23 protein-coding genes and 1 pseudogene are annotated in these 26,499 nt (G+C 65.2%); 13 read left to right on the top strand and 11 right to left on the bottom strand.

What is annotated here, in order from left to right; all coding sequences use genetic code 11:
- The first annotated feature begins 37 nt into the window (after positions 1-37).
- The gene (parC, locus tag ACN22W_RS13195) at positions 38-2,359 is read left to right on the top strand and encodes a DNA topoisomerase IV subunit A (RefSeq protein WP_419684771.1); all 2,322 of its coding nucleotides are present in this window, start codon (positions 38-40) and stop codon (positions 2,357-2,359) included.
- A gap of 246 nt (positions 2,360-2,605) precedes the next feature.
- Positions 2,606-3,064, top strand: a complete 459-nt coding sequence (locus ACN22W_RS13190; RefSeq protein ID WP_047898700.1) for a CopD family protein — start codon at positions 2,606-2,608, stop codon at positions 3,062-3,064.
- A 48-nt stretch (positions 3,065-3,112) separates the two neighbouring features.
- On the opposite strand, the gene ACN22W_RS13185 is transcribed toward ACN22W_RS13190, so the two are convergent.
- Positions 3,113-3,997: a LysR family transcriptional regulator gene (locus ACN22W_RS13185; protein WP_048249217.1), complete on the bottom strand. Its 885-nt coding sequence runs from the start codon at positions 3,995-3,997 to the stop codon at positions 3,113-3,115.
- Between the two features lie 113 nt (positions 3,998-4,110).
- Here ACN22W_RS13185 and ACN22W_RS13180 point away from each other — a divergent pair, with 113 nt between their 5' ends.
- Positions 4,111-4,557: a multidrug/biocide efflux PACE transporter gene (locus ACN22W_RS13180; RefSeq protein WP_048249421.1), complete on the top strand. Its 447-nt coding sequence runs from the start codon at positions 4,111-4,113 to the stop codon at positions 4,555-4,557.
- Positions 4,558-4,601: 44 nt separating this feature from the next.
- Here ACN22W_RS13180 and ACN22W_RS13175 read toward each other — a convergent pair whose 3' ends face one another.
- The 7 genes from ACN22W_RS13175 to ACN22W_RS13145 form a co-directional block, all read right to left on the bottom strand.
- The gene (locus ACN22W_RS13175; RefSeq protein ID WP_419684768.1) at positions 4,602-5,810 is read right to left on the bottom strand and encodes a chromate transporter; all 1,209 of its coding nucleotides are present in this window, start codon (positions 5,808-5,810) and stop codon (positions 4,602-4,604) included.
- A 197-nt stretch (positions 5,811-6,007) separates the two neighbouring features.
- Complete coding sequence (locus tag ACN22W_RS13170; RefSeq protein WP_419684766.1) at positions 6,008-8,347, bottom strand: EAL domain-containing protein; 2,340 nt, start codon at positions 8,345-8,347, stop codon at positions 6,008-6,010.
- 217 nt (positions 8,348-8,564) lie between these two features.
- Positions 8,565-9,446, bottom strand: a complete 882-nt coding sequence (locus ACN22W_RS13165) for a PhzF family phenazine biosynthesis protein (protein ID WP_419684764.1) — start codon at positions 9,444-9,446, stop codon at positions 8,565-8,567.
- 13 nt (positions 9,447-9,459) lie between these two features.
- Entirely contained in the window at positions 9,460-9,918 is a 459-nt protein-coding gene (locus ACN22W_RS13160) for a RidA family protein (protein ID WP_006478174.1), read from the bottom strand.
- A gap of 42 nt (positions 9,919-9,960) precedes the next feature.
- Positions 9,961-11,142, bottom strand: coding sequence for a PLP-dependent aminotransferase family protein (locus ACN22W_RS13155; RefSeq protein WP_129512678.1), 1,182 nt, complete (start codon positions 11,140-11,142; stop codon positions 9,961-9,963).
- A gap of 151 nt (positions 11,143-11,293) precedes the next feature.
- A complete protein-coding gene (locus tag ACN22W_RS13150; protein WP_419684757.1) occupies positions 11,294-12,202 on the bottom strand; it encodes a DMT family transporter in 909 nt (302 codons plus the stop codon).
- 46 nt (positions 12,203-12,248) lie between these two features.
- Positions 12,249-12,941 (bottom strand): VOC family protein, encoded by a 693-nt coding sequence (locus tag ACN22W_RS13145; protein WP_419684755.1) that lies wholly within the window; start codon positions 12,939-12,941, stop codon positions 12,249-12,251.
- Between the two features lie 230 nt (positions 12,942-13,171).
- Between ACN22W_RS13145 and ACN22W_RS13140 the strand changes: the two genes are divergently transcribed.
- From ACN22W_RS13140 to ACN22W_RS13120, 5 genes are all read left to right on the top strand, one after another.
- Positions 13,172-14,629, top strand: a complete 1,458-nt coding sequence (locus tag ACN22W_RS13140) for a PLP-dependent aminotransferase family protein (RefSeq protein WP_193098811.1) — start codon at positions 13,172-13,174, stop codon at positions 14,627-14,629.
- Positions 14,630-14,787: 158 nt separating this feature from the next.
- Positions 14,788-16,686 (top strand): molecular chaperone HtpG, encoded by a 1,899-nt coding sequence (gene htpG, locus ACN22W_RS13135; RefSeq protein ID WP_419684753.1) that lies wholly within the window; start codon positions 14,788-14,790, stop codon positions 16,684-16,686.
- Between the two features lie 8 nt (positions 16,687-16,694).
- Positions 16,695-17,291, top strand: a complete 597-nt coding sequence (locus tag ACN22W_RS13130; protein WP_419684751.1) for a chorismate--pyruvate lyase family protein — start codon at positions 16,695-16,697, stop codon at positions 17,289-17,291.
- Positions 17,291-17,767, top strand: a complete 477-nt coding sequence (locus ACN22W_RS13125; protein ID WP_419684749.1) for a DNA-deoxyinosine glycosylase — start codon at positions 17,291-17,293, stop codon at positions 17,765-17,767. Before ACN22W_RS13130 ends, ACN22W_RS13125 begins: the two co-directional genes overlap by 1 nt.
- A 126-nt stretch (positions 17,768-17,893) precedes the next feature.
- A complete protein-coding gene (locus ACN22W_RS13120) occupies positions 17,894-19,225 on the top strand; it encodes a DUF5677 domain-containing protein (protein ID WP_419684747.1) in 1,332 nt (443 codons plus the stop codon).
- A gap of 248 nt (positions 19,226-19,473) precedes the next feature.
- Here ACN22W_RS13120 and ACN22W_RS13115 read toward each other — a convergent pair.
- Positions 19,474-19,670 (bottom strand): annotated as a pseudogene (locus ACN22W_RS13115) (hypothetical protein).
- 134 nt (positions 19,671-19,804) lie between these two features.
- On the opposite strand from ACN22W_RS13115, the gene ACN22W_RS13110 reads away from it, so the two are divergent.
- The 5 genes from ACN22W_RS13110 (at position 19,805) to ACN22W_RS13090 (ending at position 24,763) form a co-directional block, all read left to right on the top strand.
- A complete protein-coding gene (locus ACN22W_RS13110) occupies positions 19,805-20,707 on the top strand; it encodes a hypothetical protein (protein ID WP_419684745.1) in 903 nt (300 codons plus the stop codon).
- A gap of 205 nt (positions 20,708-20,912) precedes the next feature.
- Positions 20,913-21,830, top strand: a complete 918-nt coding sequence (locus ACN22W_RS13105) for a spermidine synthase (protein ID WP_419684743.1) — start codon at positions 20,913-20,915, stop codon at positions 21,828-21,830.
- A gap of 199 nt (positions 21,831-22,029) precedes the next feature.
- The gene (locus tag ACN22W_RS13100) at positions 22,030-22,272 is read left to right on the top strand and encodes a DUF3311 domain-containing protein (RefSeq protein WP_129512670.1); all 243 of its coding nucleotides are present in this window, start codon (positions 22,030-22,032) and stop codon (positions 22,270-22,272) included.
- Entirely contained in the window at positions 22,269-23,819 is a 1,551-nt protein-coding gene (gene mctP, locus ACN22W_RS13095) for a monocarboxylate uptake permease MctP (protein WP_419684741.1), read from the top strand. Before ACN22W_RS13100 ends, mctP begins: the two co-directional genes overlap by 4 nt.
- Positions 23,820-24,250: 431 nt before the next feature.
- Positions 24,251-24,763, top strand: a complete 513-nt coding sequence (locus ACN22W_RS13090) for a hypothetical protein (protein ID WP_343493672.1) — start codon at positions 24,251-24,253, stop codon at positions 24,761-24,763.
- 52 nt (positions 24,764-24,815) lie between these two features.
- On the opposite strand, the gene ACN22W_RS13085 is transcribed toward ACN22W_RS13090, so the two are convergent.
- Both ACN22W_RS13085 and tal read right to left on the bottom strand, forming a co-directional pair.
- Positions 24,816-25,268, bottom strand: a complete 453-nt coding sequence (locus ACN22W_RS13085; RefSeq protein ID WP_129512668.1) for a VOC family protein — start codon at positions 25,266-25,268, stop codon at positions 24,816-24,818.
- 241 nt (positions 25,269-25,509) lie between these two features.
- Positions 25,510-26,463 carry a transaldolase gene (gene tal, locus ACN22W_RS13080; protein WP_412023305.1) on the bottom strand — a complete coding sequence of 318 codons (954 nt, stop codon included), beginning with the start codon at positions 26,461-26,463 and terminating at the stop codon, positions 25,510-25,512.
- Positions 26,464-26,499: the final 36 nt, after the last annotated feature.

The raw sequence follows: 26,499 nt of genomic DNA, 5'->3' as shown, positions 1-26,499 counted from the left end.
GGCCCGGCCTTACGCCACTTACGAATACGGAATTCAGATGGACGACAATACTTCCGATCTCTTCGCCGCGCCCGACGCACCGGATGCCGAAGCGCTGACGCTCGGCAACTACGCGGAGCAGGCGTATCTCAGCTACGCGGTCAGCGTCGTGAAGAGCCGCGCGCTGCCCGACGTGTGCGACGGCCAGAAGCCGGTGCAGCGCCGGATTCTCTACGCGATGAACGAAATGGGCCTCGGCCCGGACGCGAAGCCGGTGAAGTCGGCGCGCGTCGTCGGCGACGTGCTCGGTAAATACCACCCGCACGGCGACCAGTCGGCATACGACGCGCTCGTGCGTCTCGCGCAGGATTTCTCGCTGCGTTACCCGCTGATCGACGGGCAGGGCAACTTCGGCTCGCGCGACGGCGACGGCGCGGCGGCGATGCGTTACACGGAAGCGCGCCTCACGCCGATCGCGAAACTGCTGCTCGACGAAATCGACCAGGGCACGGTCGACTTCATGCCGAACTACGACGGCTCGTTCGAGGAACCGAAGACGCTGCCGAGCCGCATGCCGTTCGTGCTGCTGAACGGCGCGTCGGGCATCGCGGTCGGCCTCGCGACGGAGATCCCGTCGCACAACCTGCGCGAAGTCGCGGCCGCGGCGGTGTCGCTGATCCGCAATCCGAAGCTCACGCACGCGGAGCTGATGAACCTGATCCCGGGCCCGGATTTCCCGGGCGGCGGGCAGATCATCTCGAGCGACACGGAAATCGCGGCGGCCTACGAAACGGGCCGCGGCAGCCTGAAGGTGCGCGCGCGCTGGAAGATCGAGGATCTCGCGCGCGGCCAGTGGCAACTGGTCGTCACCGAGTTGCCGCCGAGCACGTCGGGCCAGAAGGTGCTCGAGGAAATCGAGGAGCTGACCAACCCGAAGCTCAAGCTCGGCAAGAAGACGCTGACGCCGGAACAGCTCAACACGAAGAAGGCGATGCTCGACCTGCTCGACGCGGTGCGCGACGAGTCGGGCAAGGAAGCGGCGGTGCGGCTCGTGTTCGAACCGAAGTCGCGCACGATCGACCAGACGGAATTCGTGAACACGCTGCTCGCGTACACGAGCCTCGAATCGAACGCGACGCTGAACCTCGTGATGATCGGCGCCGATGGCCGGCCGGGCCAGAAGGGGCTACTGACGATCCTCGACGAGTGGGTGAAGTTCCGCCAGCTGACGATGACGCGGCGCACGCGCCACCGTCTCGGCAAGGTCGACGATCGGATCCACATCCTCGAAGGGCGGATGATCGTCTTCCTGAACATCGACGAGGTGATCCGCATCATCCGCGAATCGGACGAGCCGAAGGCCGCGCTGATGAGCGCGTTCGGCCTCTCCGACCGGCAGGCCGAGGACATCCTTGAAATCCGGCTGCGCCAGCTCGCGCGGCTCGAGAAGATCAAGATCGAGAAGGAACTCGAAGCGTTGCGCGACGAGAAGGCGAAGCTCGAGGAACTGCTCGCGAACGAAAGCGCGATGAAGCGGCTGATGATCAAGGAGATCGAGGCCGATGCGAAGCAGTACGGCGACGAGCGCCGCACGCTGATCCAGCAGGAGAAGCGCGCGACGTTCGAGGCGAAGGTGGTCGACGAACCGGTGACGGTCGTCGTGTCGCAGAAGGGCTGGGTGCGCGCGCTGAAGGGCCACGGGCTCGACCCGGCCGGCTTCACGTTCAAGGCCGGCGATCACCTGTACGCGGCGTTCCAGTGCCGCACGCCGGACCGGCTGATCGCGTGGGGCAGCAGCGGCCGCGTGTACTCGGTCGACGTGTCGGTGCTGCCGGGCGGGCGCGGTGACGGCGTGCCGGTCACGTCGCTGATCGAGCTCGAATCGGGCTCGCACCTGATGCACTACTACGCGGCGCCGGCAGACCAGCAGCTGTTGCTCGCGTCGAGCAACGGCTTCGGTTTCCTCGCGAAGGTCGGCGACATGGTGAGCCGCGTGAAGGCTGGCAAGGCGTTCATGACGATCGATGCGGGCGCGGTGCCGCTCGCGCCGATGCCCGTGTTGCCGAATGCGACGCAGATCGCGTGCCTGTCGAGCGGCGGGCGGTTGCTGGTGTTCGGCATGGACGAGATGAAGACGCTGTCCGGCGGCGGTCGCGGCGTGATCCTGATGGCGCTCGACGACAAGGAAACGCTCGTGCAGGCGCTTGCGATCGATCCGGCGGGCGTCGTGCTGATCGGCACCGGCCGCGGCGGCAAGGCGCAGGACGACACGCTGTCGTACGCGGGGCTCGCGCCGCACATCGGCAAGCGTGCACGCAAGGGCCGCGCGCCGGATACGAAGCTCAAGGTCGTCAGCGAGCTGCGTCCGCTGCTCGGCTGACGCCGGGCAAGCTCGTCCGGTTCGGCCGCGATCGAAGGCCGCACGTCCGCTTCGGCGGGTGTGCGGCCTTTTCTTTTGGCCTCGGGATTCGGGTAAGCAAGCGTGGCGCCGTCACGCGGAACTTGCAAAATATTGTGAAATCCCGTTCGGGGTCTGAACCGCATGGCGCCAAGCGGGTCGAACGATGTTCGATGCCGCGTGCGACGCGGCCGTTCGCCGCACCCAACCCATCACAGGATTGCCCTCATGTCCCACGCTGTTGCCGTCGCGCTGTTTCTTCATCTGCTGGCCGTCGCCGTGTGGGTGGGCGGGATGGTCTTCGCGAACTTCTGCCTGCGTCCGGCGCTGTCCGACCTGTCGCCGCAGCTTCGGCTGCCGCTGATCGAAGGCGTGTTCGGCCGCTTCTTCAACTGGGTGGCGGGTTCGGTGATCGTGATCCTGCTGTCCGGCGGCTTCCTGCTCGTGGAATTCGGCGGCGCGCACGCGACGTGGTCGCTGCACGCGATGGCCGGGCTCGGCGTCGTGATGATGCTGATCTTCGGGCACATCCGGTTCGCGCTGTTCCCGCGCATCCGCCGTGCGGTGCAGGCGCAGAACTGGCCGGACGGTGCGCGCGCGGTGAACGCGGTGCGCTTGCTCGTCGTCGTGAACCTCGTGCTCGGCGTCGTCACGGTCGGCGCGGCCGTACTGTCGCGCGGCTTCTGATCTTCCGGCGCCGTCAGGCGCCAACCGTGGATGCAGCAGCATGCGCCGCTACGCCGCCAGCATCGCGTCGAGCAGCCATGAGCCGGCCGGGCCGAGCGGCCGGTTGCGCGACCAGACGGCATCCACCCGGACGCGGCGTGGCCAGCCGCGCGCACGCAGTTCGCACAGGCGATCGCGCGCGAAGTGCTCGACCATCCAGCGCGGCAGCTCGGCCCAGCCGAACCCCAGCACGGCCATCTCCAGCAGCATCAGGTAGCTCGGCGCCAGCCAGTGCTGCGTGCCGACGACGATGCGGTCGTCGGTGCCGCGGCCTTCCGTCTTCACATAGGTGTTGAGGCGCAGTTCGCGCACGTCGCGCAGCGCCGCGTGCGGCACTTCCGTCTCGCCGTACGCCGCGAGCGCGTGCGTGCGGCCGACGAACAGCCCGATCTCCGATTCCTCCGCCACCGTCGCCGCGCCGATATCGGCCGGGTAGGCCGCGCGCGCGGCCATCAGCCCGAGCTGCGCGCGGCCTTGCTGGATCAGGTCGAGCACGTCTTCGTGCTCGGCGATCTGGCATTCGAGCTCGAGCGCCGGAAAGCGCCGCTCGAGCGCCATCAAGGTTTCCTCGTAGCGCTTCGACTGGTACGTATCGGACACGACGAGCGTCAGCCGCGCTTCTTCGCCGCCGGCGAGCCGTGCGGCCGTGCGGTCGATCGCCGCGCCGGCCTCGAGCGCGCGCTGCACCTGCGGCAGCAGCGCGCGCCCGGCGTCGGTCAGCGTCGGCGCGCGCGTCGAGCGATCGAATAACTGCACGCCTAGATCGATCTCGAGGTTTGCGATCGCCTCGGACACGGTCGACTGGCGCTTGCCGAGCTTGCGCGCGGCCGCCGTGAACGAGCCGAGCAGCGCGGCTTCGGCGAACGCGAGCAGGGCTTCGGGGGCGTGGCGCATGCGGCACTCCTGATGGCGTTATATCGGTAAAACCGATGATATCAAACTGGATTCATACGGTTATGCCGATCAGAATGGTCGGCATGAATGAAGGACACGAATCGGAGGGAATCATGAAACAGATGAACAAAACGGTGACGGAACGGCTGCTGCATGCGCTGACGTTCGAGCTGGTCGCGATCGCGCTGTGCGCGCCGATCGGCGCGTGGCTGCTCGACATGCCGGTGTCGCACGTCGGCGTGCTGACGGTGATGGTGTCGCTGATCGCGATGGCCTGGAACATGGCCTTCAATACGCTGTTCGATCGCTTCGAGCGGCGCGCGGGGCTGTCGCGCACGCTCGGCATGCGGATCGCGCACGCGGGCCTGTTCGAGCTGGGTCTCGTCGCGATGGTGGTGCCGGTGGCCGCGTGGTGGCTGAACGTGAGCCTCGTCGAAGCGCTGCTGCTCGACCTCGGCATCGTGCTGTTCTTCCTGCCCTACACGTTCTGCTTCAACCTCGCGTACGACGCGCTGCGCGCCCGCTGGATGGCACGCCGGGTCGCGGTACAGGCGGGTTGAGGTTGGTTGATGCCGGTTGAGCCAGGTGGGGCGGCCGCCGCTCTTCAGCGCGCGGCGGCCCACAGCCACACGCCGCAGGCAACCGCGACCGCGCCGTAGACGGCATAAACGGGCACCTTGAAGCGCGCGAAGCACAGCGTCGCGAACGCGCCCGTCAGCCAGTAAATCGGGTCGGCCGGTTCGCGATGCAGGATCTTCACGACGGCGACGACGAGAAAGCCCGTCGTCGCCGCGCGCAGCAGGCGCATCCCGTGCTCGAAGCGCGAATGACGCTTGAGGCGGAACAGGTGGTTTTGCGCAAACACGACGAGGCAGCCCGACGGAATGAACAGTGCGGCCGTGGCGAGCAGCGCGCCGGCCCAGCCGTCGGTCAGGTAGCCGAGAAACGGCACGACATTGAGCAGCGGCCCCGGCGCCACGGGCGACAGCGCGAACGCTAGCGTGAAGTCGTGATCCGAGATGCCGGTGGCCGGCGTGACGAACAGCGTCTTGAGCACGGGCAGCGCGGAAAACCCGCCGCCGAACAATGTCATGCCGGCGCCCGCGAGGCGCGGCCACAGCAACTGCGCCTGGTAATCGCCGGGCAACGGGACCGCGAACAGTGTGACGAGTACGCCGAGCAGCACGAGCAGGTTGCGGTCGCGGGTCGACAGCGTGAAGTCGACCGCGTTGCGTTGCGGCGGCCCCGTCAGCCAGCCCGCTGCAAACGCGGCGAAAAGAATTCCGACGAAAGCGGCCGGACTATGCGCGAAAGCGAGCAGAATCGTCGATAGTGCGGCGATTACCTGTTCGAGCCGGGTGCGCGCGAGCGAGCGCAACTGCCTGACCCACGTGACGCCGATCAGCGCCGCGAGCACCATCCCGAAGTGATTGATCAGGATCGGATCGGCCAGCGAGCGCACGAGCGGCGTGCGATAGAACATCGCGAACAGCGTCATCAGTATGGAGAATGGCAGCACGCTCGCGATACCGGCGACCCATGCGCCGGCGCGGCCGTGCAGCGTCTGGCCGACCTGCACCGCGACATTGCAGCCGACGGGGCCCGGCACGAGCCAGGCGAGCGCGACGAGATCGCCGAACACGTGCGGCTCGATGCGCTGCAGCCGTTCCACGTAGTGGCGTTCGAGCTGCGCCATCATCGAAAGCCCGCCCCACGAGACCGCCGAAATGCCGGCGACGACCTTGAACAAGGCCCACAGGGAGGCCTGTGCCTGTTCGATAGGAGCGGTCGCTTCGACTTCTACGGTTGTCATGGTGGTGCTGTCGGCGCAGGGCCTGATCTCTCATGTGTGGACATGCCGGCGGCCCGCCGACACGTTGGCCCTCCCGATTGTCCGCCGCGCACGATGACACTGCCATGCGCGAAAACGCTAGTTAATGGAATAAACAATCGGATCGGAAAACGAAACAATTGCGGCGGCGCGCAACGCGCGTTGCGGCCCCGATGCGCTCAGGCGCCGGTGCTGCCGGTGGCGCGATGCGCGATGACGTTCGGATGGTCGCCGCGCACGCCGAAGCGCGCGATCAGCGCGGGAATCGCGTCGGCCGGCACCGGGCGCGAGAACAGGAAGCCCTGCGCCTCGATCTCGCCGAGCGCGGACAACCACGTGATCTGCTCTTCCGTTTCCGTGCCTTCGACGACGACGGTCAGGCCGAGCGAGCGCGCGAGATGCACGATCGACGACACCATCACGCACACGCTGCGATCGTTCGGGATTGCCTGCACGAACGAGCGGTCGACCTTCAGCGTGTCGACGGAGAAGCGGTGCAGGTACGACAGCGACGAATAGCCGGTGCCGAAATCGTCGAGCGCGATCCGGATGCCGAGCTTCTTCAGCGCGACGATCTTCTCGGACACGAGCTCCGGGTATTCCATCATCGCGGTTTCGGTGATCTCGAGTTCGAGCCGGTTCGCGTCGATGCCGGTCTCCTGCAGCGTGCGCGAGATCGTCTCGATCAGGTCGCCGCGCCAGAACTGCACGGGCGAGATGTTGACCGCGAGCGTCAGCGTGTCGTGGCCGTCGTCGCGCCAGCGCGCGATCTGCTCGCACGCGGTGCGGATCACGAAGTCGCCGATCGGCACGATCAGGCCCGTCGATTCGGCGATCGAAATGAATTCGTTCGCGGAGATGATCCCGTGCTCGGGGTGATCCCAGCGCGCGAGCGCCTCGAAGCCGGTGATGTAGCGGTGCGCGAGGTCGATCTTCGGCTGGTACGCGAGGAACAGCTGCCCCTCGGCGAGCGCGACGCGCAATTGCTGTTCCCAGCGCATCAGGTGGTCGGCACGGTGCGACAGGTGCGGCGCATAGAACTGGTAGCAGTTCTTGCCGGCGTCCTTCGCGCTGTACATCGCGAGGTCGGCCTTCTTCAGCAGGTCGATCTCGCTTTCGTTCGCCACGCTGTGCAGCGCGATGCCGATGCTCGCATGCAGCACGAACGAACTGCCGCGCACGTCGAAGGGTTCGCCGAACATCCGGATGATCGCTTCCGCGAGCCGCACCGCGCGCCGCTCGACGTCGTCGCCCTTCATCACGACGACGAACTCGTCGCCGCCGATGCGCGCGAGCGAGCCTTCGTCGCCGACCGCATCGGACAGGCGCGACGCGGTCATCTGCAGCACGATGTCGCCGGCGTTGTGGCCGAGCGTGTCGTTGACGGTCTTGAAGTTGTCGAGATCGATGAACAGCAGGCCGAGCCGCGACAGGCTCGTGGGCATCGACACGTCGTTGCGCAGCCCGCGCAGCGTCGCATAACGATTCGCGAGGCCGGTGAGCAGGTCGTACTCCGCGAGCTGCGTCATCTCGCGCTCGCGGCCGAGCAGCTTGCCGATCAGGCCCGTCGCGACGCCGAAGAACGCAAGCATCGCGAGCGTGATGAAGCTCGTCATCAGCAGGTAGACGTTGCGCGTGTGGTAGTAGTCCGCGAACTCTTCCGATTGCGACAGTCCGACCATCACCGCGAGCGGGTAGCCGTCGAGGTGGCGGTACGACACGATGCGCGTCACGCCGTCGATCGGGTCGATGATCGTGCCCGTCACGCGCTCGGCGATCGGGTAAACACCCGATGCCGAAAACGCGCCCGGCGCGTTGCTGACCGAGCCCGTGCGCCGCGCAAGCACCGTGCCCGTGTCGGATACCACCGCGATCACGCCTTCCTTGCCGATCGCCGCGTTGTTGTAGAAGTCGTTCGTGAAGTAGCTCGGGTCTTCCGATACGACGACGATGCCCGCGAAGCTGCCGTCCGGGTTGTTCAGGCGCCGTGTCATCTGCAGCGTCCAGTGGCTCGAGACGCGGCCGAGCACGGGTTTGCTGATGAAGAGGCGGTCGTCGTTGTTCGCGAGGTGAACCTTGAAGTGCTCGCGATCGGACAGGTTGATCGGCTGCGGATGGAGTTCGGCGGTGTTCGCGAACAGGATGCCCTTCGCGTTGACGAGCGACACCTGGATCAGCGTGTCGCTCGGTACGACGCCTTTTTCGACGGCGCTCGCGAGGTTGAAGCGCGCGGGCGACTTCTCGAACTCGAACTTGACGAAGCGGGTGATCTGGTCGACCTGGTGGATCGCCTTGACCGTGTGCTGTTCGAGCGCGGAGGACAGGATCGCCGCGGACGCCGCGGCTTCCTTGTACGCGCTGTCCTTTTCCACCGACAGTCGAGCGATGATCACGGCCCACAGCAGCGCGAGCGCCAGCATCCCGAGCAGCGGGATCGCGAACAGCGCACGCCGGCGCGATTTGCGCGGCGCGCGTAGCGGCCGGGTCGGCGGCGTGTGGTTGGACCGGGCGGAGCTCATCGAAGAGGGTGGCGTCCTGCTCGCGTGCGCCATCCTTCGGGATGGCGGGCTATGGTTGGAGTCGCCCCGGCGTCTGTTCGTTCGCGGGATGCGCAACCAGCGACAGACCTCCGAAACGACGGATTAGGCCCGATATTACTGGCTGGAAGGTTTTTGCGATAGTTGGGCGAATCGTAGGGGCGCCGGACGGGCCGGCGCCATCGCACATCGCGAAATGTCAGACAGGTGACCGGAAAGTGCCGTCGACGACCGTGACGGCGTGGCCGCCGATCCAGGTCGTGCCGTCTTCGTCGTAGCTGACGAAGATGCGGCCGTCGCGGTCGATCGCCGTGCCCTGGCGGGCCGTGTAAGACGGGCCCGGGCGGCGCGCCTGGCGCGTCAGCAGCCCGGCCAGCGCGGCATTTGCGCTGCCCGTAACGGGATCTTCGCCGACGCCGAACTTGCCGCCCGTCATCAGGCAGCGGATTTCGAACGTCGCGGGGCCGCCTTCGGCATGCGGCGCGTAGGCCGCGAGGCCGTCCGTGCCGTAGCGGTGTGTGATCGCCTCCAGCGCGGCCGGATCGGGCGACAGGCCGATACAGGCGTCGGCCGACGTCAGCCGCACGACGAGCCACGGCGCGCCGTTGTCGACCGCGCACGGTTCCGCATCCAGATCGATCGCGTCGCTGCGCAACGCGGCGGCCAGCGCCGCGTAGTCTGAACGGTCGAGCGGCGTGACGCGGGCCGGCGGCGCGGCGAACGCCCAGCCGTCGGCCTGCTCGCGCAGCGCGACCCGTCCGACCCCGCATTGCTGGATCAGCCGGCCCGGCGTGCGCGGCCGGGCGCCGCTTTCCAGGAACGCGTGCGCGGTGCCGAGCGTCGGGTGGCCGGCGAACGGCAGTTCGCCGCACGGCGTGAAGATCCGGACGCGATAGTCGGCTTCCGGATCGGTCGGCGTGCAGACGAACGTCGTTTCCGACAGGTTGGTCCAGCGAGCGATCGCGAGCATGTCGTCGTCGCCGAGCGAATCGGCGTCGAAGATCACGGCGAGCGGGTTGCCCTTGAACGGCACCGACGTGAACACGTCGACCTGCTTGAAACGGACGAGACGGCCCGGCATCGCGCTGCGCCGGTTACGCGACTTCGGCGATCAGCTCGATCTCGACGCACGCGCCGAGCGGGATCTGCGCGACGCCGAAGGCCGAACGCGCGTGCTTGCCCGCGTCGCCGAACACTTCGGCGATCAGTTCCGACGCGCCGTTCGTCACGACGTGCTGTTCGGTGAAGTCGAGCGTCGAGTTGACGAGGCTCATCAGCTTGACGATGCGCGTGACCTTGTTCAGGTCGCCCGTGTGCGCGTGCAGCGTCGCCAGCAGGTCGATCGCGATCGAGCGTGCGGCCGCCTTGCCGTCTTCCGTCTGCAGATCCGCGCCGAGCTTGCCGGCCCAGACCTTGCCGTCCTTCTTCGCGATGTGGCCCGACAGGTAGACCGTGTTGCCGCTTTGCGCGCTCATCACGTAGGCGGCGGCCGGTGCGCCGGCGGTCGGGAGCTCGATGCCGAGCGACTTCAGTTTGTCGTAGACGTTAGCCATGTGTTCGATTCCTCGTAGAGAGTCGTGACAGGAAAAAGGGGATCAGAGGCGTTCGCGCAGCAGCTTGCCGAGCCGCGCGACACCTTCCTCGATCTTCTCGGGCGGCACCGTCACGAACGACAGGCGCAGCGTGTTCTGCTGTGCGTCGTCCGCGAAGAACGGCGCGCCCGGCACGAAGGCGACGTGGTTGTCGACGGCCGCGGCGAGCAGCTTCATGCTGTCGATCTGCGCGGGCAGGTTCACCCAGATGAACATCCCGCCTTCCGGGCGGTTCCACGTGACGCCTTCCGGCATGTGGCGCGCGAGCGAGGCGAGCATCGCGTCGCATTGCGCGCTGTACAGCTCGCGGATCGTCGGAATGTGCTCGTCGAGGAAACCGTCCTTGATCACTTCGTGCGCGATGCGCTGCGTGAGCGTCGGCGTGTGCAGGTCGGTGGCCTGCTTGGCCTGCACCAGCTTGAAGTGGAGTTCTTCGGGCGCAATGATGTAGCCGATCCGCAGGCCCGGTGCGAGCACCTTCGAGAACGTGCCGAGGTGCACGACGTGGTCGGGCGCCATCGACAGCATCGTCGGCAGCGGTTCGCCGCGGTAGTTCAGCGCGCCGTACGGGTCGTCTTCCAGCACCGGGAACGGGCTCGTCTGCGCGAACGCGGCGAGCGCGCGGCGGCGCTCGACGGGCAGGCGGCGGCCGGTCGGGTTCTGGAAGTTCGGCTGCGCGTACAGCAGGCGCGCGCCTTGGGTGAGTTCGGGCGTGAGGCCTTCCGGCAGCAGGCCTTGCTCGTCGGTCGGCACCTGCACGTAGCGCGGCTCGTACAGCGAGAACGATTGCAGCGCGCCGAGGTAGGTCGGGGTTTCGACGAGGATCGGGCTGCCCGGATCGACGAGCGCCTTGCCGAGCAGGTCGAGCGCCTGCTGCGAGCCGGTCGTGATCAGCACCTGCGACACGCGCACGCTGTAGCGCTCGGCGATCCATTCGCGCAGCGGCAGGTAGCCTTCGGTCGCGCTGTACTGGAGCGCGGCGGCCGGTGCGTCGCGCAGCACGCGGTCGGCGGCGTCGCGCATGCGCTCGGCCGGGAACGTCGAGGGAGCGGGCAGGCCGCCGGCGAACGAGATGACCTCGGGGCGCTCCGTGACCTTCAGGATCTCGCGGATCGCAGAGCTCGTCAGCTTGCGGGCGCGTTCGGAAAGTTGCCAGTGCGGCGGATGCAGGTCGCTCGGATTCATAGTCTCCTCGTTCGGATATCGTGGTCAGTCAAGAAAGGTCGTTCGGGCCGATCGCCTCGACGCTGCCGGGTGGGCAGGCGCGAGCGCGGGCGAGCCTTCGCGGCCGGGTGGGCAAACCGATCAGGCAAAACAGCCATTATGGCGCACCTGTTCAGCCGGCGCGAGCCGGTCGCGCGGCGGTGGCGACCGCCGAGCGGCGCCCGAGCACCACGGTGGCGATCACGGCGGCCGCGAACAGCCACGTCGTCGACGTCACCGTTTCACCGAACAGCAGCGCGGAAAATGCGATCGTGAAGAAAATCTGCAGCAGCTGCACCTGGCCGACGCGTGCGATGCCGCCCATGGCGAGCCCCGCATACCACGCGAAAAAGCCGATGAATTGCGAAAAGAGGGTCACGTAGCCGAACGCGAGCCACGTGCGCAGCGCGAGCGGGCCCGGATGCGCGGCATGCTGCATCCACGCGAGCCAGCCGACCGGCAGCACGAGGAACGGCGCGGACACGACGAGCGCCCAGCAGATCACCTGCCAGCCGCCGATCTGGCGCGCGAGGCGCGCGCCTTCCGCATAACCGAGCGCGCCGATGCCGACCGCGACGAGCATCAGCGCATCGCCGGCCTGCACGGTGCCGCCGCCGTCGCGCAGCGCGAACGCGATCACGAGCGCGCTGCCCGCCACCGCGCTGGCCCAGAATGCCTTCGACGGCCGCTCGTGCGACAGCCACGCGGCGTACAGCGCGACGAACAGCGGCTGCAGCCCGTTGACGACCGCGCCGTGCGACGCGGGCACCGATTTCATCGCCCATGCGGAGAACACCGGATACGCGATGATCACGCCGGCCGACGTGATCGCGAGGCTTTTCAGATGCGCGCGGGTCGGCAGCGCCTCGCGGCGCCACCACAGCAGCAGCCCGGCCGGCACCGAGGCGGCGAGCGCGCGGCCGAGCCCGTTGAGCAGCGGATTGAGTTCGGACACGACGATACGCGTCATCGGCAGCGTCAGGCTGAAGATCATCACGCCGATCAGGCCGAGCAGCATGCCCCGGGTTTCGCGCGAATTCATGTCGTGGGTGTCTCCGTCTTGCAGGGTGGTTGTAATCGAGGGGCGTTCAGCGCAGCGTGCGCGCGCCTTGCGGGGTATCGAATTCGGCGACCAGCGCGGGCGGGCCGTCGGCGGATTCGAGGTCGAGCAGATGCGCGGCGCCGAGCCAGTCGAGTTGCTCGCGGATCGCGTCCGCACGCGGGTGGGTGCCCTTGAGCGACTTCAGCGCGACGCCGTCGTGCGGCAGTGATTCAGCCGGGTGGCGCGGGCTGTCCCACTGGATCAGCGACGGCACGAGGCCGTCACCCGAACCCTGCCACGCGGGAAACGCGCCGTCGTCGGGCACCGTGAGGCCCCAGGTCAGCTCGCCGCGCCGCATCTGTACGACGGGCGGGATGCGGGCCGGGTACTGGCTCTGCCACAGCGCGAGCTGGCGCGGGCGGTCGACGCGCGCGACCCAGTGCGCGAGAAACGGGCCCTGCGCGAGCCGCGCGTGCATCGCCGGATCGTCGAGCGCGAACAGCCGCGCGCGCGGCGGCGTATCGGTATCTTCCGGGTCGGCAGCATCGGGGTCGATCGCGATCACTTCCAGGTAGAGCCCGCCCCACGCGCCGAACAGCGCATTGTGGGTCCGCATCAGCGGGTGCCGGCCGCCGCCGGCCGGTTCGATGCCGAGCGCGTCGGCGACATGGCGTACGCCGTCGTCGAGCGTGCGCGCGGCGATCACGAGATGGTCGAGTGTCAGGGAGCGGACTGGCATGAACGTCGGTCGGGAAGCGAAAGTGTCATGGTGGGCGGGTGATGCGCCGGGCGGTTGCCAGACCGGCCGGCGCACGAGCCGCGACGCAGGCCGGCCGGCGTGGCGCCAGGTGCGGCGGGGCCGGAACGGCGGCCGCACGGTCGCCATTCCGGTCAACTGTAATCGTCGATACCGGCACAGTAACGGTACAATCGGCGCGATAGCCTTCGGTACAGTTGGAGCTGCCGCCCATGTCCACCGTTCCACTCGCCCAGATTCCCGTGCCGCACGACACGGCCACGCTTACGCTCGTCGACCAGCTTGTCCAGTGGGCACGGCGGCGCATCGACGAACGCGTGTTCCGTCCCGGCATGCGGATGCCGTCGATCCGCAAGCTCGCGCTCGACAAGAGCGTGTCGCGCTTCACCGTCGTCGAGGCGTACGAGCGCCTCGTCGCGCAGGGTTACCTCGACTCGCGGCGCGGGTCGGGCTTCTACGTGCGCGAGCGCACGGCCGGCCCGCAGCCGACCGACAAGGTGGCGCGCGTGTCCGAGGCCGCGCCCGTGCACAACACGATCGACGTCGTCTGGCTGCTGCGCAACATGCTGCACACCGTCAGCCCGGAAAAGGGGCCCGGTCTCGGCTACTTGCCGGGCCGCTGGCTCGACGGCGAGCTGATCACCGGCGCGCTGCGTGCGCTCGGGCGCCAGTCCGGCGCGCAGATGCTCGGCTTTGGCACCGCGCAGGGTTTCCTGCCGCTGCGCCAGCAGCTGCAGACGCGCCTGGCCGAGGTCGAGATCGGCGCGACGCCCGACCAGCTCGTGCTGGTATCGGGAATCACGCAGGCAATCGACCTGATCTCGCGGATCTACGTGCGGCCCGGCGACGCGGTGATCGTTGGCGATCCGGCCTGGTTCCAGATGTTCGGCCGCTTCGCGTCGCAGGGCGCGCAGCTCATCGGGATGCCTTACACGCCCGACGGCCCCGATCTCGACGCGCTCGAGACGCTCGTGCAGATGTGGCGGCCGAAGATGCTCGTGATCAACTCGGTGTTGCAGAACCCGACCGGCACGTCGCTGTCGGCCGCGCAGGCGTTCCGGATCCTGAAGCTCGCGGAGGCGTACGACTTCCTCGTCGTCGAGGACGACGTGTACGGTGACCTGTGCCCGCCGAGCTATCCGGCCACGCGCCTCGCGAGCCTCGACCAGTTGAAGCGCGTGATCTACCTCGGCAGCTATTCGAAGACGCTCGCGGCGAACCTGCGGGTTGGCTACGTCGCGTGCGCGCCGGAGATCGCGAAGGCGATCACCGACCAGAAGATGCTGGTCGGGATGACGACGCCCGAGCTCAACGAGCGCGTCCTTTACAAGATCCTGACCGAAGGGCATTACCGGCGCCACGTCGAGCGGCTGCGCGCGCGGCTCGACGGCGTGCGCGACAAGACCGCGCGGATGCTCGAGCGCACGGGGCTCGGGCTGTTCACGATGCCGGCGGCCGGGATGTTCCTGTGGGCCGACACCGGCGTCGATTCGGATGCGCTCGCGGCCGCCGCGCACGAGCAGGGGTTCCTGCTGACGCCCGGCAGCCTGTTTTCGCCGCAGCAGTCGTCGTCGACGTGGACGCGCTTCAACGTCGCGAACTGCGGCGATCCGGCGCTGCCGGGGTTTCTCGCGCGCTACATCGACTCGGCCGTGCGGCGCGCGTCGTGACGCGGCGCGGCATGCCGGCCCTTGAAATCGCGCGCGCGGTCCCCAGATACGCGCGCAAACCGCTTGCGCCAGGCGGTCGTCCGTCCCGGGCTGGCCGGCATCGCGCGCCGGGCGCCTGCGCCACACCATTCAAGTTCAAGTAAGAGGAAACAGCATCCATGGCACACGAAACGATGAGCTTTCAGGCAGAGGTCAAGCAACTCCTCCACCTGATGATTCATTCGCTCTACAGCAACAAGGAAATCTTCCTGCGCGAACTGGTGTCGAACGCGTCCGACGCGGCCGACAAGCTGCGCTTCGAGGGGCTCGCGGACAACGCGCTGTACGAGAACGATCCGAACCTGCGCATCCGCATCGGCTACGACAAGGCCGCGCGCACGATCACGATCGACGACAACGGCATCGGCATGAGCCGTGACGAGGCGATCGCGAACCTCGGCACGATCGCGCGTTCGGGCACCAAGGAATTCTTCACGAAACTGTCCGGCGACCAGCAGAAGGATGCGGCGTTGATCGGCCAGTTCGGCGTCGGCTTCTACTCGGGCTTCATCGTCGCGGACAGGATCACCGTCGAGACGCGTCGCGCGGGCCTGCCGGCGAACGAAGCCGTGCGCTGGGAAAGCGCGGGCGAGGGCGATTTCACGATCGACGCGATCGAGCGCGCGCAGCGCGGCACGACGATCACGCTGCACCTGCGCGAAGGCGAGGACGAGCTGCTGTCGTCGCACCGCCTGCAGTCGATCGTCCAGAAGTACTCCGATCACATCGCGCTGCCGATCCTGATGCAGAAGGAAGAGTGGGACCAGGAAAAGGGCGAGATGGTCCTGAAGGACGAGGACGAGACCGTCAACCAGGCGAGCGCGCTGTGGACGCGTTCGAAGAGCGACGTCACCGACGAGCAGTACACGCAGTTCTACCAGCACATCGCGCACGACCACCAGGATCCGCTCACGTGGACCCACAACCGCGTCGAGGGTCGCAGCGAATACACGCAACTGCTGTTCGTGCCGGCGCACGCGCCGTTTGACATGTGGAACCGCGACTATCGCGGCGGCCTGAAGCTGTACGTGAAGCGCGTGTTCATCATGGACGACGCCGAGCAGTTGCTGCCGCAATACCTGCGCTTCGTGAAGGGGGTCGTCGATTCGGCCGACCTGCCGCTGAACGTGTCGCGCGAGATCCTGCAGGAAAGCCGTGACGTGAAGGCGATCCGCGAAGGCGTGACGAAGCGTGCGCTGTCGATGCTCGAAGAGCTTGCGAACGCGGAAGAGGATGCCGGCAAGGAGAAGTACAAGACGTTCTGGGGCGCGTTCGGCCAGGTGCTGAAGGAAGGTCTCGGCGAGGATCACGCGAACCGCGAGCGCATCGCGAAGCTGCTGCGCTTCGCGTCGACGCACGGCGACACCGACGCGCAGGACGTGTCGCTCGCCGACTACGTGTCGCGCATGAAGCCCGAGCAGAGCAAGATCTACTACGTGACGGCCGACGCATGGCAGGCCGCGAAGAACAGCCCGCATCTCGAGGTGTTCCGCAAGAAGGGCGTCGAGGTGCTGCTGCTGACCGACCGCGTCGACGAATGGATGCTGTCGTTCCTGCAGGAATTCGACGGCAAGCCGCTCGCGAGCGTGGCGCGCGGCGACCTCGATCTCGGCGAGCTGAACGACGAAGAGAAGAAGGCGCAGGAGCAAGCGGGCGAAGCGATCAAGCCGGTCGTCGACAAAATGAAGGAAGCGCTCGGCGACAGGGTGAAGGAAGTGCGCGTCACGTTCCGCCTGACCGATTCGCCGTCGTGCCTCGTCGCGGACGACAACGACATGAGCGGCTACCTGCAGCGGATGCTGAAGGCGGCCGGCCAGAACGCGCCGGCGATGCAGCCGATCCTCGAGATCAATCCCGAGCACGCGCTCGTGAAGCAGTTGAAGGCCGACAGCGCCGATTTCGGCGACTGGTGCCATCTGCTGTTCGATCAGGCGCTGCTGGCCGAGGGCGGCATGCTCGACGATCCGGCGAGCTTCGTGAAGCGGACCAACGCGCTGCTGCTGTCGCGCGCCGCGTGAACGCACGCATGCGATTCGACGGCGGGCAGGCCGGCTGGCGCGAGACGCCGCGGCCTGGCTGCACGCTCGACCAGCGCGACTGGCTGACGCGCGGCGGATCGCTGACCGCGCATCTCGCGCGGCTCGGCCGCGTGAACGTGCGCGTGACGCGGGAGGCCGTCGACTGCCCGTGGTTCGACGAGCCCGATGCGGTCGCCAGTGCGCCGCGCGCACCGATGTGGGTGCGCGAGGTGATCCTGTCGGTCGATGGTACGCCGTACGTCGCCGCGCACAGCATCGCGCCGCTCGCCGCCAGCAAGGGCGTGTGGCAGGCGATGCGGCGGCTGCGCACGCGGCCGCTGGCGGAGCTGCTGTACAGCGATCCGCAGGTCGAGCGCTCGGCGCTCGTCAGCCGGCGCGTGATCGCCGGGCATCCGCTGTACGCGCTCGCGACTCATGCGCTGCAGGGCGCGCGAGCACCGCACGCGTTCGTCGCGCGGCGCTCGGTGTTCCAGCGTCACGGCAAACCGCTGATGGTCACCGAGTGCATGCTGCCGGCGCTGTGGCGTCATCTCGACGCGCACAGCGACGGGCTGCGTTCGGGCAGTCCGGGCGGAGGCGCGTGATGCTGCAGGGTTTCGGGCCGGTGGTCGGGCCGAATACGCATACGATGATCCTCGGCAGCTTTCCGGGCGAGGCGTCGCTCGACGCCGCGCAGTATTACGCGCATCCGCGTAACCAGTTCTGGCGGCTGCTCGGCACGGTGCTCGGCGAGCACGGGTTGCACGAGCTGGCGTACGACGCGCGGCTCGAGCGCGTGCTGACGCATGGGATCGGTATCTGGGATGTGCTGGCTGCGTGCCATCGCGAGGGCAGCCTCGATTCGGCGATCCGCAACGCGGAGCCGAACGATTTCGATTCGTTGAGGGAACATGCGCCGTTGCTGAAGCGCGTGTGCTTCAACGGCAAGACGGCAGGGCGGTTTGCCGACGTGATCGGCAGGGCCGGGTATGAAACGCTCGTGCTGCCTTCATCGAGTCCGGCGAATGCGATGCTGTCGTTCGAGCAGAAGCTGGCTATTTGGCAGCAGATTTCCTATTGATGCTCACTGGCCGTTATCGGAAAAACGATAGTGCGCCTGCATTGTCGCTTAGCGCTTCAGTTCCTTTCAGCAAGCGATCATCCGATTGAGTTTGCGCGGTACTGCATTTGGCTTGGAGTCCTTCTAGTGAAGAAGCAAAGCGTGGTACAGAATGCACTCGATCGCTCTCTAGCGGAAGTTACCTCGCAGGAGAAACTGCTTCCACGGGTTCTTGCCAAAGCCGCAAAGCGGCGAAATCTCAATCTCTCAGAATTGGAAATACAGCGGTTGGCGACTGCACTCCTCAACGCAAACGGAAACTCAATTTGTCTCGATCTAGATCCACCTTGCGCTTTGGGGGAGACTGAGAGGGAAATTCAGGCGACGGTGCAAGGACTCCTCGACGAGTTCGAGGCATCTGCGGTTGCTGTGCAAGAAGACCTAGCAGAAGCTATGTCACGAGCCATCCCTGACGCATTGGGGGTGGCGGCTGAAATCGTTGGCAATCATATTTCACAACAGGCGCTCGAACATGCACTTCATCTGAGGAAAGTGCATTCAAACCGCGTTGAAACAGTTCGGCGCATATGGGGCGATGCGCTTGATCAATTGGATATCCTGAGGCATCTCGTATGGGAGTGGAATCGCGATGCACTAGGGTACCGCCAGGGCGCATATGCCAATCCCAACTCTTCATTCGCATTAGACAGGCTTGTTGTTCGAGCGTACGAAGTCGTAGGTGAGATTATTGCCCTGGCAAGAGCTGGTTATGCCGATGGCGCACTGGCAAGGTGGCGGTCGCTCCATGAAGTCGGCGTTATTGCCATGTTTTTGGCTAGACGATCAGACAGTTGCGCGCAGATGTATCTTGCACATCACAAGGTTGAAGAGCTCCGGCTACTTGAAATCGACAAGGCTAGCGGTACCGCAGGAGTCAGAGACACACATAATGATCGCCGTATCCGCGATCTTCGCGCCCAGAAGGCTGCGTTGGTCAACACGTTCGGGAAAGCATTTGTTAGCGACTACGGATGGGCGTCTGTTGAGCTTGGTCGAGCCAAAACGACATTTCGAGACATCGAGGCGCATGTCGGGTTGGAAACGTTACGGCGTGGATATCAGCGGGCGAATAGTACGGTTCACGGTGGGGCTCTCGCAACGCTTACCAGGATCAGCCTTGGACCAGAGTCGATCGATGGCACGGATGTTCCACCGGCTTATGGGTGCGAGGTGGCCATAACGTACGTGACAGCATCTCTATCGATGATGGTTGCAGAACTCTGTCTGGACGTAGAAAGTGCTGATTTGCTCGCAATGAGCATGGTCGTTCATAACTGTGCAAACGAGATCCGCGAGCAGATCGAGGAAACAAAAAAGAACATCTCAGGAGATTCGCTGAGGGCTAGGCTCCTCGCGCGCAAGGCGCTGCTACGTGGACATCGGGTAAAGCTGCGGCGAACCGTCCAAAAGCGGCGATAGGGTCGAGATCAGTAAAGATTCGCCTTTGGCAGGTTTCTACCCGAAGTTTGCTCGTGCAATCACGAAAGACTGGATGGCAGTATCTCGCCGGAAGGATGGAGTAGCGCGCGTCTCGTTACTACCGTGCGGTGATTGCCGCTCCCTGTCAAATTGGCCGTTTGCAAACGGTCCGTGTCATATCGCGATGCATTCGGATGAACTCACTCGTCCTTGCGTCATCTCCACCCGGGCTTCTCGCCCTTGATCCATCACACGGCGGTTAGCAGCGCGACCAACACCGCGATGCACGCACTGGACGCGAATGGCGATTGATGCGGAGACACCAGCCACACGCTCGCGATGACCGCGATTACGAACAGCATCACGACCCAGCCCTGCCACACCCCCATCCCCATCCGTGGTGCGTGGCCGGAAACCAGATTTTCTTGTTGGATTTCGTAAGAATTTCCTGTGATGGCGTAACACGATTGTGCCAGCGGGTTGAATGACGGCCGTTTTAGATTGTGTAGCAGTGCGGATGGGGCTAAAGGTTCGCTGATTCGTGCCGTTATGAAGTGTATCGTCATTGAGGTTGATGGTATGAAATCTGGAATCGTAAAAATCCTTGGTTATGTTTGTACGGCGCTGTTGAGCGCCATGATAACGTTTGTCGTTACATATTATTCCACGCGTAACGCACAGGTATCGGCTACGGATGCTGAGTTTGCTACGCGATATATTGACTATCAAACTTTCCCCGAGGCGTCTTGGAGTCCAAAATCTCCAGTTCCAGGCGTTCAGTTCTCATATACGGATAAAGCGGGAAAGAGGATTGACAATATTAGCGGTGCGCGAGTGAACTTGTATAATTTCTCTGACCGTGATACGACCGATTTGCACGTTCAGATCGATGCTGTTGGAACTAGCGGGAAGCCGCCGGTGCTTCTCGGGTTTCGAGTGGCCAACGGGGCTGTGGAGGATTTTGGCTCGGAAGAAACTGTCGTCCAGCGTGTTAATGGTGATACTCTTTCTCTTGAATTTAAAATTTCTAGATTTAATAGAAAAAATTCTCTTGAGCCCGGGCGGGCAATTTCGTTGTATTTCTCAAGTGTGTCGATGCCAAATCTTAGTGTTACTGTAAATGGTGGCGGATTTGAGGGGCGATCATTTGAATATATTCACTATAGTGATCTTGAGCAGGCTAAGCGTTCTTGGTTTGATAAATACGGTGCATACCTGATATTTTTATCGATAGTGTTTGTGTCGATCGGAGTGTTCTTGGTGGGGTGCGTGCGGACCTACAAGCGACAGAATGCGAGAATGAGAGGTCTTACTGATGTTGTAGACGGTGCGCTGTCGGCGGTTGTGCAGCAGCACGGAATGTCGAGTGACCAGCAACGAGTATTGGCGTCCGAAGTGGCGTTCAGTTGTTGGCAATCAATATATAACTCGATGTGGAAAGTGGATCAGTGGCTGTTTCCTCGGCCAACACGAGTGAAATAGCGATTCGACCGAGGGTGCTGATGAAGCGGTTGCGTGAAACAACGTGAGCGTCGAAGTATTTGCCCAAGTCGTAATTGAATTGGGTGCAGAGAGGGCTTGCTGCGCGTTCTGGATAACGCGTACGGGGGGCGGTTGGCCCGCCGTGAGACGTGACCAATGCTATCCTCTCGTCCGCTCATCCAGCATCACCCAGCGAGATTCAATCATGACCCGACTGATCAAGCGCGCGTCCGCCGAGGCACGTGCGTTCAAGAATGGCAAGGCGTCCGCCTACAACGGCTCCGAAAAACTCCACCCGCCGCGCGTGAAGCGCCGCCCGGAAATCGACGAACACGACGACGTGCCGGTGCTCGAGGCACCGCGCAAGCCGCGCTTCGCGCCCGTCACGTTCTCCGAAGAGGGCGGCGTGCGCTTCCTGCACTTCGGTACCGAATGGGTGCAGGGCGCGATGCGGATCTCGAAGCCGCTGCATATCGAGCTCGAATACGCGCAGCAGATGATGGCGTGGCTGCTGTTCCTCGAAACGCCCGAGCGGATCGTCCAGCTCGGGCTCGGCACCGGCGCGCTGACCAAGTTCTCGCACCGCTTCCTGCCGCACGCGAAGGTCGAGGCCGTCGAGCTGAACCCGGCCGTGATCGTTGCCGCGCGCACGATGTTCGCGCTGCCGCCCGACGACGCGCGCCTCGCCGTGCACGAAGCCGACGCATGGGATTTCGTCAACGACCCGGCCAACCGCGGCACGACGGGCGCGATCCAGATCGACCTGTACGATGCGACCGCGCGCGGCCCCGTGCTCGACAGCGTCGCGTTCTACCGTGCGGTGCGCGGCTGCCTCGCCGATGCGGGCATCGCGACGATCAACCTGTTCGGCGATCATCCGAGCTTCGTGCGCAACATGAAGCACCTGAACGCGGCGTTCGATCACCGCGTGATCGCGCTGCCCGAAGTGCACGACGGCAACCGGATCGCGATCGCGTTCTCGGGCCCCGCGCTCGACGTGCCGTTCGCGCAGCTCGACGCGCGCGCGAAGCTGATCGAGGACACGCTGAAGCTGCCCGCACGCAAGTGGGTGAAAGCTTTGAAAGAAACGGTCGGAGCACGCGACACCGCGTTCGCGATCTGACGCTTCATGCACCGGCGACATGCCGGTGCAACCGTGTGACAAGGGGCGGATCACCTCGGGTTCGCCCCCGCTTGACCGCGTGCCCGCGGCTCCTATACTGGCGCGAAGCCAGGGGGGCCGCAGCTTACCCGTTTTGCCGCTCCTCTCGCCGCCGTACCCGCTCAACAAGATCGATAACCGGGAAAGATGAGGAGACGTCATGGCTCACGATGCCGACGCCAACCGGGCCGCCAAGCGCTGGCTCTGGCTGCTGGTACTGCCGCTGATCGCGATGGTCTGGGTACCGTCGTACAGCAAGATCGAACCGCAATGGTTGGGTTTTCCGTTTTTCTACTGGTACCAGCTGCTTTGGGTCTTCATTAGCGCGGTGATTACCGCGTTCGTGTATTTCAAGACCAAGAACGCGTGGAAGGCGAGCGGTCCGCAAGGAGGTGCGCAATGAATCTTGGCGCAACCTTCGTCTTCGTCCTGCTGTTCATCGGTGTCACGATCATCGGTTTCCTGGCCGCGAACTGGCGTCGCGGCGATCTCGCGCATCTCGACGAATGGGGCCTCGGCGGACGCCGCTTCGGCACGATCGTCACGTGGTTCCTGCTCGGCGGCGACCTCTACACGGCGTACACGTTCGTCGCGGTGCCCGCACTCGTGTTCGGCGCCGGCGCAATGGGCTTCTTCGCGCTGCCGTACACGATCCTGATCTATCCGTTTGCGTTCGTCGTGTTCCCGAAGCTGTGGAGCATCGCGAAGCGGCACGGCTACGTAACGGCCGCCGACTTCGTCAACGCGCGCTACGGCAGCCGGATGCTCGCGCTGGCGATCGCGGTGACGGGCATCGTCGCGACGATGCCGTACATCGCGCTGCAGCTCGTCGGTATCGAAGTGGTGATCGGCGCGCTCGGTTTCGACACGACCGGTTTCGTCGGCGACCTGCCGCTGATCATCGCATTCGCGATTCTCGCCGCGTACACGTACACGTCGGGGCTGCGCGCGCCCGCGATGATCGCGATCGTGAAGGACGTCCTGATCTACATCACGATCGCCGCGGCGGTCGTCGTGATCCCCGCGAAGCTCGGCGGCTTCGGGCACATCTTCGCGAGCGTGCCGCCCGCGAAGCTGCTGCTGAAGGCGCCGGACGCAATGAGCCTGAACGGCTACAGTGCGTACGCGACACTCGCGATCGGCTCGGCACTCGCGCTGTTCCTGTATCCGCACTCGGTCACGGCGATCCTGTCGTCGTCGTCGGGCAACTCGATCCGCCGCAACATGGCGATGCTGCCCGCGTACTCGTTCGTGCTCGGCCTGCTGGCGCTGCTCGGCTACATGGCGCTCGCGTCCGGCGTGAAGGACATGCCGCAGTACGCGCCGTACTTCAAGGCGTTCGGTCCGAACTTCGCGGTGCCCGCGCTGTTCCTCGAGTATTTCCCGTCGTGGTTCGTCGGCGTCGCGTTCGCGGCGATCGGCATCGGCGCGCTGGTGCCGGCGGCGATCATGTCGATCGCGGCCGCGAACCTGTACACGCGCAACATCCACCGCGAGTTCGTGAACCGCAACATGTCGCACGAGCAGGAGACGCACGTCGCGAAGCTCGTGTCGCTGATCGTGAAGGTCGGCGCGGTCGCGTTCATCCTCGGGCTGCCGTTGACCTACGCGATCCAGCTGCAGCTGCTCGGCGGAATCTGGATCATCCAGACGCTGCCCGCGATCGTGCTCGGCCTGTACACGCGCGTGCTCGACCATCGCGGCCTGCTGGTCGGTTGGGCGGCCGGCATCGTGTGCGGCACGTGGATGGCGATCTCGCTGAAGCTCGCGAGCTCGATCTTCACGATCCACCTGTTCGGCCTCGCGATTCCCGGCTACGCGGCCGTGTGGTCGCTGATCGTGAACCTTGTGGTGTCGGTGGTGGTGAGCGTACTGGTGCGCGTGATGGGCATGGCGCATGCGGAGGATCGCACGCGGCCGGAGGACTATCTCGACGTCGTCGAGAGCTGATCGCCGCCGTTTCTGTTGCAGTTTCGACACGACGCCCGCGACGCAAGTCGCGGGCGTTTTGCATGGTGCGCCGCGAAAGCCCGTGTGGCGGTGCGTCCGTTTACGCGGATCTTCAAGTGATTCTAGGGTGGCCGCGGCGTGGCGAAAATCGGTGAAAGACCGATTGGGAGGCGCGCTGCCGGGTTGCCAATAATGCGTCCCGCCCGGCCTGTGCCGGGTGATTCGATCTCGACACGATTCGATTATATGAGGGATGCAATGATGAAGATTTGGTTGTTGGTGCTCGGCATGTGCTGCGTCGCGCTCGCCGGTTGCGTGAACGCGTACTACCGATGAGGCGCGGCATGAGAGTCCTGTTGATGTGGGCGCTCGTCGCGCCGATCCTGCTCGCCGGCTGCGCGAACATGTATTACCGTTGACGGCGGGCCGCGATGAAAACGATATTGTCGGCCGCCGTGCTGTGTGCGGCGCTGGCCGGCTGCATTTCGGTGTACGGCCCCGGGCAGCGATACGCGGCTCGCGATGCGCCGCCGGCGCAACACGACACGGCCGATGGCGCGCACGGCGCCGACGATGCATCGCGCATCGTGATCGGCAATCGCAAGTACGACGAAGTGTGGGCGGCGGTCGCGCAGTTCTATGCGGACCACAAGCTCGCGGCGCGCGTCAGCGATCGCGACGCGGGGCTCGTTGCCGCCGCGTATGCCGATTATCCGAACGCGGGCAACTTTCTGGACTGTTCCGAACTGAAGCAGACGTCGAACGTGACGCACACGCTGAAAGTCGTCACGCGCATCGACGAGGCGACGCAAGGCGTGAGCGTGTCGATCGACGTCGCGGGCATGGCCGGTGTGATCGCGGCCGGCAAGCAGAAGGGCGCGCGCGTCGCGTGCCGCTCGAACGGCACGCTGGAACAGGCGCTGGCGGAGGTGCTGCGCAAGTAGCGGGCCTGCCCGGATCGTCGCGACCGCACGATCCGGGCGGCATCCGTGCGCGTTATTGTCCCGCGCGCTTCGCGAGATCCTCGCGTTGCGACAGGTCTTCGACGTTGACCATCCAGTGCACGCCGAAACGGTCCTTCGTCATCCCGAAGCCGAGCGCCCAGAACGTCTTGCCGAACGGCATCGTCACTTCGCCGCCGTCGGCGAGCGCATTGAACAGCTTCTGGCCTTCCTCGACCGTCGCCGGGTTCAGCGACAGCGAATAACCGGCGTGCGTGCCGCCCGGCTGGCTGCAGTCGCCGTCCGAGCACATGATCATCGAGTCGCCGATCGTGAAGCTCGCATGCATCACCTTGTCGGCCATCTCGGGCGTGATCGCGTGTTCGGGGTTCGGCGGCGCATCCTTGAAGTGCATCTTGAACATCGTCTTCGCACCGAGTGCCTTTTCGTAGAACTGAAGGGCTTCGTCGGCGCGACCGTAGAACGTCAGGTACGGTTGAACTTGCATCGTTGTCTCCTGTGATGGGCCGGACCCGTGCGTCGGCGCGGGTTCGGGTTCGTGCAAGATTGACTGGGAAAGGGCACGTCGAGAGGCGGCCGGCGCACCCGTGACGTGGATTGTAGTGCGCGAGATTGACGATGGAGTGAAAAATAAAAACGGCCGCGAACATGACGTTCGCGGCCGTGTGCGGCGCGCTTGCTGACGGCTGTTGTCAGTGCTGCTGACAGCCGCTGACGCGCGGCACGCTTCAGCGCAGCCCGTCGATCAGCTTCTCGAGCTTCACCGCATCGGCGGCGAAGACGCGAATGCCTTCGGCGAGCTTTTCGGTGGCCATCGCGTCGTCGTTCAGCTGGAAGCGGAACGCGGCCTCGTCGATTGCGACGCGCTCGGACGGCTTGTCCTGCAGCGCTTCCGGCGACAGCTTGCGCGCGACCGTCTCGTTGCTGTCCTGCAGCTTCTGCAGCAAGTCGGGACTGATCGTCAGCAGGTCGCAGCCGGCCAGCTCGGTGATCTGGCTGGTCGTGCGGAAGCTGGCACCCATCACTTCGGTGTGGTAGCCGAACGTCTTGTAGTACGCGTAGATGCGGCGCACCGACTGCACGCCCGGATCGTTCGCGCCGCCGTCCGTCGCTTCATTCCATTCCGCGCCGGCCTGTTTCTTGTACCAGTCGTAGATGCGGCCGACGAACGGCGAGATCAACTGCGCGCCGGCTTCCGCGCACGCGGCGGCCTGCACGAGCGAGAAAAGCAGGGTCATGTTGCACTTGATCCCTTCCTTCTGCAGCACCTCGGCCGCGCGGATGCCTTCCCACGTCGACGCGAGCTTGATCAGGATGCGATCGCGGCCGATGCCGGCTGCTTCGTACAGCTTGATCAGTTCCAACCCCTTGTCGATCGAGCGCTGCGTGTCGAACGACAGGCGTGCGTCGACCTCGGTCGACACGCGGCCCGGGATCAGCTTCAGGATCTCGGTGCCGAACGCGATCAGCAGGCGGTCGATGATGAAGTCGGTGCTTTCGTTGCGATGATCGCGGACGGTTTTCTCGAGGATCGGCTTGTACGCATCCTTCTGGACGGCCTTCAGGATCAGCGACGGGTTCGTGGTCGCGTCCTGCGGCTTGTATTGCGCAAGCTGCTGGAAGTCGCCCGTGTCGGCGACGACGGTCGTGTACTGCTTCAGCTGGTCGAGTGCGGTAGTCATGGCGATTCGGAAGAAGGGCGCGGGGCGCCGGGTTCT

Source organism: Burkholderia theae (assembly GCF_048565265.1).
Lineage (GTDB): Bacteria > Pseudomonadota > Gammaproteobacteria > Burkholderiales > Burkholderiaceae > Burkholderia > Burkholderia theae.
This window is presented reverse-complemented; position numbering and strand designations above follow the sequence as displayed.

Coding starts and splice junctions, on each gene's coding strand:
- parC (WP_419684771.1), top strand. CDS start 38: ATGGACGACAATACTTCCGATCTCTTCGCCGCGCCCGACGCACCGGAT.
- ACN22W_RS13190 (WP_047898700.1), top strand. CDS start 2,606: ATGTCCCACGCTGTTGCCGTCGCGCTGTTTCTTCATCTGCTGGCCGTC.
- ACN22W_RS13185 (WP_048249217.1), bottom strand. CDS start 3,997: ATGCGCCACGCCCCCGAAGCCCTGCTCGCGTTCGCCGAAGCCGCGCTG.
- ACN22W_RS13180 (WP_048249421.1), top strand. CDS start 4,111: ATGAAACAGATGAACAAAACGGTGACGGAACGGCTGCTGCATGCGCTG.
- ACN22W_RS13175 (WP_419684768.1), bottom strand. CDS start 5,810: ATGACAACCGTAGAAGTCGAAGCGACCGCTCCTATCGAACAGGCACAG.
- ACN22W_RS13170 (WP_419684766.1), bottom strand. CDS start 8,347: ATGAGCTCCGCCCGGTCCAACCACACGCCGCCGACCCGGCCGCTACGC.
- ACN22W_RS13165 (WP_419684764.1), bottom strand. CDS start 9,446: ATGCCGGGCCGTCTCGTCCGTTTCAAGCAGGTCGACGTGTTCACGTCG.
- ACN22W_RS13160 (WP_006478174.1), bottom strand. CDS start 9,918: ATGGCTAACGTCTACGACAAACTGAAGTCGCTCGGCATCGAGCTCCCG.
- ACN22W_RS13155 (WP_129512678.1), bottom strand. CDS start 11,142: ATGAATCCGAGCGACCTGCATCCGCCGCACTGGCAACTTTCCGAACGC.
- ACN22W_RS13150 (WP_419684757.1), bottom strand. CDS start 12,202: ATGAATTCGCGCGAAACCCGGGGCATGCTGCTCGGCCTGATCGGCGTG.
- ACN22W_RS13145 (WP_419684755.1), bottom strand. CDS start 12,941: ATGCCAGTCCGCTCCCTGACACTCGACCATCTCGTGATCGCCGCGCGC.
- ACN22W_RS13140 (WP_193098811.1), top strand. CDS start 13,172: ATGTCCACCGTTCCACTCGCCCAGATTCCCGTGCCGCACGACACGGCC.
- htpG (WP_419684753.1), top strand. CDS start 14,788: ATGGCACACGAAACGATGAGCTTTCAGGCAGAGGTCAAGCAACTCCTC.
- ACN22W_RS13130 (WP_419684751.1), top strand. CDS start 16,695: ATGCGATTCGACGGCGGGCAGGCCGGCTGGCGCGAGACGCCGCGGCCT.
- ACN22W_RS13125 (WP_419684749.1), top strand. CDS start 17,291: ATGCTGCAGGGTTTCGGGCCGGTGGTCGGGCCGAATACGCATACGATG.
- ACN22W_RS13110 (WP_419684745.1), top strand. CDS start 19,805: ATGAAATCTGGAATCGTAAAAATCCTTGGTTATGTTTGTACGGCGCTG.
- ACN22W_RS13105 (WP_419684743.1), top strand. CDS start 20,913: ATGACCCGACTGATCAAGCGCGCGTCCGCCGAGGCACGTGCGTTCAAG.
- ACN22W_RS13100 (WP_129512670.1), top strand. CDS start 22,030: ATGGCTCACGATGCCGACGCCAACCGGGCCGCCAAGCGCTGGCTCTGG.
- mctP (WP_419684741.1), top strand. CDS start 22,269: ATGAATCTTGGCGCAACCTTCGTCTTCGTCCTGCTGTTCATCGGTGTC.
- ACN22W_RS13090 (WP_343493672.1), top strand. CDS start 24,251: ATGAAAACGATATTGTCGGCCGCCGTGCTGTGTGCGGCGCTGGCCGGC.
- ACN22W_RS13085 (WP_129512668.1), bottom strand. CDS start 25,268: ATGCAAGTTCAACCGTACCTGACGTTCTACGGTCGCGCCGACGAAGCC.
- tal (WP_412023305.1), bottom strand. CDS start 26,463: ATGACTACCGCACTCGACCAGCTGAAGCAGTACACGACCGTCGTCGCC.